The following is a 6879-nucleotide window of genomic DNA, read 5'->3' as shown; positions in this document are numbered from 1 at the left end:
TCCGATCTGGCTACCGGTCCGTTGCCGCCTGCGGCGGGAGCGCCCTGCGGGCGTGTCCTCAAACGCCGGACGGGCTGATTTCAGCCCGTTGGGGGCACCTCCCAGCGGTAGCTGGGGGAGTTTGAGGACACCGCGCGCCAGCGCGGTCAGGGGGTCTGGGGGCTTGCCCCCAGTTCGGGAAGGGGCGGGACTGGGGAAAAACTCCCCGCCACCTTCCCCACGTACTCCTCCGCCCGCTCCGCGTCGTAGAAGAAGTCCTCCAGGTCCGACGGATCGTCGTAGCCCCGGGCCAGCCGGTCGGCCACCGGCTGGAGGTCGGCGGCCGCGGCCATGAGGTGCAGGACATGTTCCGCCGGGGCGAGCATCGCGTTCGTCCACCGCGTCGTGTGCCGCGCCGACGACCAGTGCCGGTCGAACGCGGCCCGCATCCACGCCTCGTCGAAGGGCCGTTCCCCCCGCTCCACGATCGACGCGAGGTAGGAGGCGGCGCACTTGGCGGCGGAGCTGGCGCCCTGGCCGGTGACGGGGTCGTCGGCGACGACCGTGTCCGCCACGCCCAGGACGAGGCCGCCGGAGGGCAGCCGGGCGACGGGGTGCCGGACGGTCGGGGCGTGGCGGACGGCCGACGTGGCGTTGGCGTCGGCCAGTTCGACCTCCGTGGCGCGCGCGTACTCCCAAGGGGCGAACCGTTCCAGCAGCTCCAGCGACCGGGCCAGGTGCTCGCTCGGGCCCGCCGTCTCCCGGAAGACGTCCAGCGGGCCGCCGGGCGGGCCCTCCCAGAGCAGGAGGTCGGCGCGGCCGGAGAGGGTAAGGGTGGGGATGACGAAGAGCTCGCCGACGCCGGGGACGAGGGTGCAGCGGACCGCTTCGAGTGCGGGGTGCTCGGGGCGGGGGGCGAGCCCGTGCACGCAGGCGACGGCGAGGGCCCGCTGCGGGGTGGAGTGCGGGGAGCGGGCCGCGTCCCGGCCGAAGAGGGACGCCAGTTCGCCCCGGCCCACGGCGGCCAGCACGAGGTCGTAGCGCCCGGCGAGGGCGTCGAGGTCGGAGACGGTCGCGGCGTGGATGACGAGCCGGCCGCCGCGCTCGGCGAAGGTGTCCAGCCAGCCGGCCGTCTTGACCCGGCGGTCGACGGACTGGGCGCAGCCGTCGAGCCTGCCGAGCCAGTCGGTCAGCCGGGTGCGGCCACCGCTCTCCGACTCGGGGCCGGCCACCGAGACGCCGAGGCCCTCGATGCGCGGCGCCCGGTCCGTCCAGAAGTCGAGCCCGAGCTCGCTCTCGTGGCGCAGCGCGGTCGGGAAGAGGCACTGGGGTGCCATGATCCGGCCGGCCCGCACCTCGTCGGCGGTGCGGTGGGACATCAGGGTCACGTCGTATCCCTTGGCCTGGAGGCCGAGGGCCAGTTGGAGGCCGGACTGGCCCGCTCCGACGATGAGGATCCGGCGCATGGGTGAAGCTCCTTCGTACGGGCGTGGCGCCGCGCCGCACCGGGCGGGGTGTGGCGGTTATCCGGGTGTGGCGTCGAGGGCCCGGCCGACGAGGATCAGCAGGGTGTCGACGACCGCGATCCGCTGCCGGGCGTCCATCTGGACCAGGGGCACCTGGCGGGGCAGGGCGAGGGCCTCGCGCACCTCATCCGGCTCGTGGCGCTCGGCGCCCTCGAACTGGTTGACGGCGACGATGTAGGGCAGGCCCGCGCTGTCGAAGTAGTCGAGGGCGGGGAAGCAGTCGGCCAGCCGCCGGGTGTCGGCCATGACGACCGCGCCGATGGCGCCGCGCACCAGGTCGTCCCACATGAACCAGAAGCGTTCCTGGCCGGGGGTGCCGAAGAGGTAGAGCACCAGGTCGCTGTCGAGGGTGATGCGCCCGAAGTCCATGGCGACCGTGGTCGTCGTCTTCTCCGGGGTGGCGCTGCGGTCGTCGACGGACTCGCCCGCGACCGTCATGACGGCCTCGGTCCGCAGCGGGGTGATCTCGGAGACGGAGCCGACGAAGGTCGTCTTGCCGACGCCGAAGCCCCCCGCCACGACGATCTTCGTGGCGTGCGGGGCGCGGCTGCGGTCGGTCTGCCAGCCGCGGGGGACGTCGAGGGCGGCGGGCGGTCCCCCGCGCGTCGGGTCCTCGTTGCGCACGGCGAGGGCCGCCCTCCGGGGATCGGCTTCAGAGCCTGTGAAGTCCACCCAGCACCCTTTCCAGCAGCGCGCGGTCGGGCCGGCCCGTGCCGTGGCCCGTGTCGAAGACGCGGATCCTGCCCTGGTCGGCCAGTTCGAGGAGCAGAACCCGGACCACCCCCAGGGGCATTTTCAGCAGTGCGGCGATCTCCGCGACCGAGCGCAGCCGGAAGCAGAGTTCGACGATGGCGCGGGCCTCGGGCACGGCCCGCACCTCCGGGACGGAGCGGGGCGGCAGCGGCACGCAGCCGCCCGGCGGCGGGTCGGGCGGTGCGTCGCCCGGGGTGTCGAGCGCGGCCACGAACGTCTCCACGAGCAGCACCCGGCACCGGCGCGGCCTGCTGCCGGTGAGGGAGTAGGGGCGTACGCGGGCGGGTTTGCGGCAGAGGACCGCCTGGCTCATTCGACCGCCTCCACCGACTGCCGTAGCTCCCTGCGGAGTTCGGGGCTGAGCACGTGTCCGGCCCGGCCGACGAAGAGCGCCATCTGATAGGCGACGACGCTCATGTCGCAGTCGGGGTCCGTGTGCACGCCGAGGAGCGAGCCGTCGCTGATCGTCATCACGAAGAGGCTCCCGTCTTCCATGGCGACCATCGTCTGCTTGACGACGCCGCCGTCCATCAGGCAGGCGGCTCCCGTCGTGAGGCTGCCCAGGCCCGCCACGATCGTGGCGAGGTCGCCGGTGGAGCCGCGGGGCCCCGCGGGCCGGTCGAGGCCGGGCCGTGGGGTCCGCTCGGGGTCGGAGGAGAGCAGCAGCAGGCCGTCGGAGGAGACGACGGCGACGGACCGTACGCCCGGCACGTCGTCGACGAGACCGGCCAGCAGCCAGTGCAGGTTGCGGGCTTCGTGGCTCAGCCCGTAGACAGCGGGGCCGGCAGGTGTGACGGGAGTCGCCTCCCGGGAAAATGCAGTCAACCGCGTGCCTCCTCGACAGTGCCGCCCTGAGCCGGCGGCCCCGCTTGGTTCGATTCAGTGGTGCGTCCCGCGATCTCCGCCACGGCGTCGCGGCGCCCCTCGGCCGCGCCCCGCTGGAATCCCGCGAGCTTGCGCCGCAGGGCCTCCGCGTCCACGCCCTGGCGCAGCTGAGGGGCCTCGGCCCGCTGCGGTACGGACTGGGGGGTGCGACGGGGCAGGCCGTTGCCGGTGACCTGGGCGGAGCCCTGGCCGGGGACGGCCGGCGCGAAGGCGGCGGGATCGCCGAGCGCCGACGGCCGGGCGTGCCGTCCCACGGGGGCCGCGGGCGGCGGGCCGGTGGGCCGTATCCCGTCCGGGAGGTGGCCGGTGGGCGGATCCGCCGGGTGGACGGGCAGGGGGGAAAGGGAGGAAAGGTGCGAAAGGGGCGGCAGGGGGGCGGGGCCGGCGTGCGCGCGGTGCCGGCTTCCGGGGACCGAGGGCGGGTCGGGCTCGGCGATGGAGCCGGGGAGGTGGATCGGGGGCGCGGCCGCGGCGCCCGGCACGGGCGGGGTGTCGCCGAGGCCGGTGACGGTCGGGGGCCCGTCGGCCAGGAGCCCGGCGGGCAGGACGACGACGGCCGCGATGCCGCCCGTGGTCTGCTCGCGCAGCTGGACGCGGATGCCGTGCCGGGCGGCGAGCCGCGCGACCACGTACAGACCGAGGCCCGGCGCCTGGCCGGTGTCGGCCGGGTGGGCGTCCATGGCGCCCCGGGCCCGCCCCGCCCGGACGGCTCCGCCCGCCGGGCCGGTGGGGGGCGGTCCGTCCGGGTCGGGGGCGGCGAGCAGGGCGTTGAACTCGGTGAGCCGGTCGGGGGCGATGCCGATGCCCTCGTCCTGCACGGACAGCGCGATGTCGCCGGTCTCCAGGAGCCAGCCGGAGAGCTGCACCTGGGCGTCGGGCGGGGAGAACGTCGTGGCGTTCTCCAGGAGTTCGGCCACGAGGTGGCTGACGTCCTCGGACGCGTGGCCGAAGAGCCGGGCGTGCGGGGGCAGCGACTGGATGCGCACGCGCTGATACCGCTCGATCTCCCCCGCCGAGGCCCGCAGGACGTCGAGCAGCGGTACGGGCTCGGGCCGCCCGGTGACGCTCTCGGTGCCCGCGAGGACGAGGAGGTTCTCGCTGTTGCGGCGCATGCGGGTGGCGAGGTGGTCGAGCGTGAAGAGGGTCTCCAGGCGCTCGGGGTCGGTCTCGTGGGTCTCCATGCCCTCGATGACGGCGAGTTGGCGCTCGACGAGGCCGAGGGTGCGCAGGGAGAGCCCGACGAAGAGGCCGCGGGCCCGCTCGGCCGCGTCGCCTGGATGCTCCGCGGTGCGGGCGGCCGCCTCCTCCGCCAGCTGCCCGGCGAGCTCCTGGTGCCGCTCGCGCAGGGCGTCGTGCTCCTCGGCGAGCAGGTGGCGGGCGGCGATGAGACGGGTGCGCTCGCCTTCGAGGACGGCGATGCGCTCCTGCTGGCGGACGGCGGTCTCGTGGAGGAGGTCGACGGCCCGCGCGGTCTCGGCGAATTCGTCGTCGCGGCCCTTGAAGCCGATCGGCTTCTCGGCGACGGGGTCGGCGCAGACGCGGCGCGCCCCGAGCCGCAGCGAGGTGAGCGGCCGGGTGATGGAGCGGGCGGTCCGCACACCGGTGAAGAGGGCGACGACCAGGCACGCGACGATCAGCCCGGCGCGCAGCTCCAGCGCGGCGAGCGCGTCGTGCCGCTGCGCCGCGACGCGGTCGGCCTGGTTGGCGGCGAGGTCGGACTCCGCCTGGCGCATCAGGTCCAGGCGGGAGCTGAGCGCCGAGCGCACGGGCTCGACGGGCTCGGCCGCCAGTTCCGCCGCGGTGACCTGGGGGCGGGTGAGCCGGGTGACGTGGCCCGCGGCTGCGGTGACGTCGGGCCCGCTGACCGTACCGGCGTACGCCTCGCGGGACTTGGCGCTCGCCTGCCGGTCGAAGTCGGCGAGCGCGTCCTTCTCCGCGGCGGCGGTCCGCTGGGCGGCGGAGACGAGGGCCGCGTCGCCGTGCGCGGCGATGGCGCCCAGCAGCAGGGCGCGGGCGGCGGAGTCCTCCTCGACGGCGCGGCCGAGCGCGGGGAGGGCCGCGGCGTCGCCCCCGCCGCCCCCGTGCAGGGAGGCGGTGTCGGCGACGCCGTGCAGCGCCTGGACGATGCCGGTGTAGGCGGCGAAGACGGCCAGGGCGTCGTCGCCGTCGAGTGCCTGGTGGCGCGCGGCGGTGAGGGTGTCGAGCCGGTCGCGCAGGGAGGCGGGGGCGGCCGGCCGGAAGTCCTCGATCTCCTGGTCCACATGGGCGCGTTGGGTCTTGATGGCGGCCGCTTCCGCCTTGTCGGCACGGCCGCCCGCGACGTACTGCGTCGCGGCGTCGCGCTCGTCCGCGAGGGAGTGGGCGAGGCCGAGGGCCGGCCCGTCGGCGTCGGCGAGGGCGGCGAGCCGCTGGGCGCGGCCCAGTTCGCGGGTGGCGTCCACGGCGCCGAAGGTGCTCGCCGCGAGCACGGTGAGGGCGGTGACCGCGACGGAGGCGGTCAGCCGGTTACGCACGCGGGCGGTGCGCTCCCGCACCGCCGTGGACTGCCGCTCCCGCTCGCCGCCCCGCAGCCGCTTCTTCCGCACCGGTGCTCTCATTCCACTCTCGCCTGCCCCACCCCTGGTACGGATTTGACCCTTTCAGCACCTCTGAGGAGAGGGTGCCCTTCGCCCACCCGGCCACTCGAACGAGTGAACTCAGCCCGGAAATTGACTCGCGATGCTTCACTCATCGCATACGGGCCAGGTCAGCACGTCACCTGGAGAACGCGGCATGTGCCTCCAGGATGCGCACCCGCACGACTGGATTTCCGGCATCCGGCACACTGGCCCCATGCGCATCGAACTCGCCACCCAGCCGGGGGATCCCCACCACCCGAACGAGGACTTTGCGTCCGTCGCCCTGCCCGCCTCGGGGCACGGTGGCGCGCTCGTACTGCTGGACGGCGTGACCCCGCCGCCCTCCGGGGACACCGGCTGTACGCACGGCGTCCCGTGGTTCACCGCCCGGCTCGGCGGCGCCCTCCTGGAACTCGCCGTCTCACGCCCCGGTCACACGCTCGCCGACTGCCTCTCGGAGGCGGTCTCCCGCACGGCGGACGCCCACCGCGCCACGTGCGACCTCACCCACCGGCGCACACCCCAGGCCACCGTCGTCGTGGCCCGCTGGGACGACGAGCGCGTGGAGCACCTCGTCCTCTCCGACTCCGCCCTCCTCGTCGAGGCACCGGACGGCACGGTGACCGCGGTCCTCGACGACCGCATCGAGCGGCTGCGCGCCCTGGGCCCCGTCACGGACGCGCAACGCAACGCGCCCGACGGCTTCTTCACGGCCGCGGCGGACCCGGCTGTCGCCGGGAGGGCGGTGACGGGTACGGCGCCGCGCGCGTCCGTGCGGTCGGTGGCGGCGCTCACGGATGGGGCGGGGCGGTGGGTGGAGGCCTTCGGTCTCGGCAGCTGGACGGAGTGCTTCACGCTGCTGTCGAAGGGGGGCCCGCAGGCGCTGATCGACGCGGTGCGTTCGGCGGAGTCCGATGCGGGGTGGGGGGTGCGGGTACGGGGGAAGGTGCGGGATGACGCGGCGGTGGTGTACGCGGAGCTTTGACCGTTGGCGGCGGTTCGGTCCCGGGGAGCGGGTGCGCTGCGCCTGCGGCGGGCTTGTTCCCCAGCCCCGCCCCTTCCCGAAACCGGGGAGACCCCGGACCCCAACGCGGCTGCGCCGCGTGTCCTCAAACGCC

At 75.2% G+C, this 6879-nt stretch carries 6 protein-coding genes; 1 reads left to right on the top strand and 5 read right to left on the bottom strand.

What is annotated here, in order from left to right; all coding sequences use genetic code 11:
- Positions 1-146 precede the first annotated feature (146 nt).
- From AB0435_RS33660 to AB0435_RS33640, 5 genes are read right to left on the bottom strand one after another with little or no spacing between them, the layout of a single operon-like run.
- Positions 147-1445, bottom strand: a complete 1299-nt coding sequence (locus AB0435_RS33660) for a styrene monooxygenase/indole monooxygenase family protein (RefSeq protein ID WP_366428690.1) — start codon at positions 1443-1445, stop codon at positions 147-149.
- A 57-nt stretch (positions 1446-1502) separates the two neighbouring features.
- The gene (locus AB0435_RS33655) at positions 1503-2129 is read right to left on the bottom strand and encodes an ATP/GTP-binding protein (RefSeq protein ID WP_366003290.1); all 627 of its coding nucleotides are present in this window, start codon (positions 2127-2129) and stop codon (positions 1503-1505) included.
- A gap of 28 nt (positions 2130-2157) precedes the next feature.
- Positions 2158-2571, bottom strand: a complete 414-nt coding sequence (locus AB0435_RS33650) for a DUF742 domain-containing protein (RefSeq protein ID WP_366003289.1) — start codon at positions 2569-2571, stop codon at positions 2158-2160.
- Entirely contained in the window at positions 2568-3083 is a 516-nt protein-coding gene (locus AB0435_RS33645; RefSeq protein ID WP_366003288.1) for a roadblock/LC7 domain-containing protein, read from the bottom strand. Before AB0435_RS33645 ends, AB0435_RS33650 begins: the two co-directional genes overlap by 4 nt.
- Positions 3080-5740, bottom strand: coding sequence for a nitrate- and nitrite sensing domain-containing protein (locus tag AB0435_RS33640; protein ID WP_366428689.1), 2661 nt, complete (start codon positions 5738-5740; stop codon positions 3080-3082). Before AB0435_RS33640 ends, AB0435_RS33645 begins: the two co-directional genes overlap by 4 nt.
- Positions 5741-5975: 235 nt before the next feature.
- On the opposite strand from AB0435_RS33640, the gene AB0435_RS33635 reads away from it, so the two are divergent.
- A complete protein-coding gene (locus tag AB0435_RS33635) occupies positions 5976-6746 on the top strand; it encodes a hypothetical protein (RefSeq protein ID WP_366428688.1) in 771 nt (256 codons plus the stop codon).
- Positions 6747-6879: the final 133 nt, after the last annotated feature.

This window comes from Streptomyces sp. NPDC051173 (genome assembly GCF_040689515.1).
GTDB lineage: Bacteria > Actinomycetota > Actinomycetes > Streptomycetales > Streptomycetaceae > Streptomyces.
This window is presented reverse-complemented; position numbering and strand designations above follow the sequence as displayed.

Coding starts and splice junctions, on each gene's coding strand:
- AB0435_RS33650 (WP_366003289.1), bottom strand. CDS start 2,571: ATGAGCCAGGCGGTCCTCTGCCGCAAACCCGCCCGCGTACGCCCCTAC.
- AB0435_RS33660 (WP_366428690.1), bottom strand. CDS start 1,445: ATGCGCCGGATCCTCATCGTCGGAGCGGGCCAGTCCGGCCTCCAACTG.
- AB0435_RS33640 (WP_366428689.1), bottom strand. CDS start 5,740: ATGAGAGCACCGGTGCGGAAGAAGCGGCTGCGGGGCGGCGAGCGGGAG.
- AB0435_RS33635 (WP_366428688.1), top strand. CDS start 5,976: ATGCGCATCGAACTCGCCACCCAGCCGGGGGATCCCCACCACCCGAAC.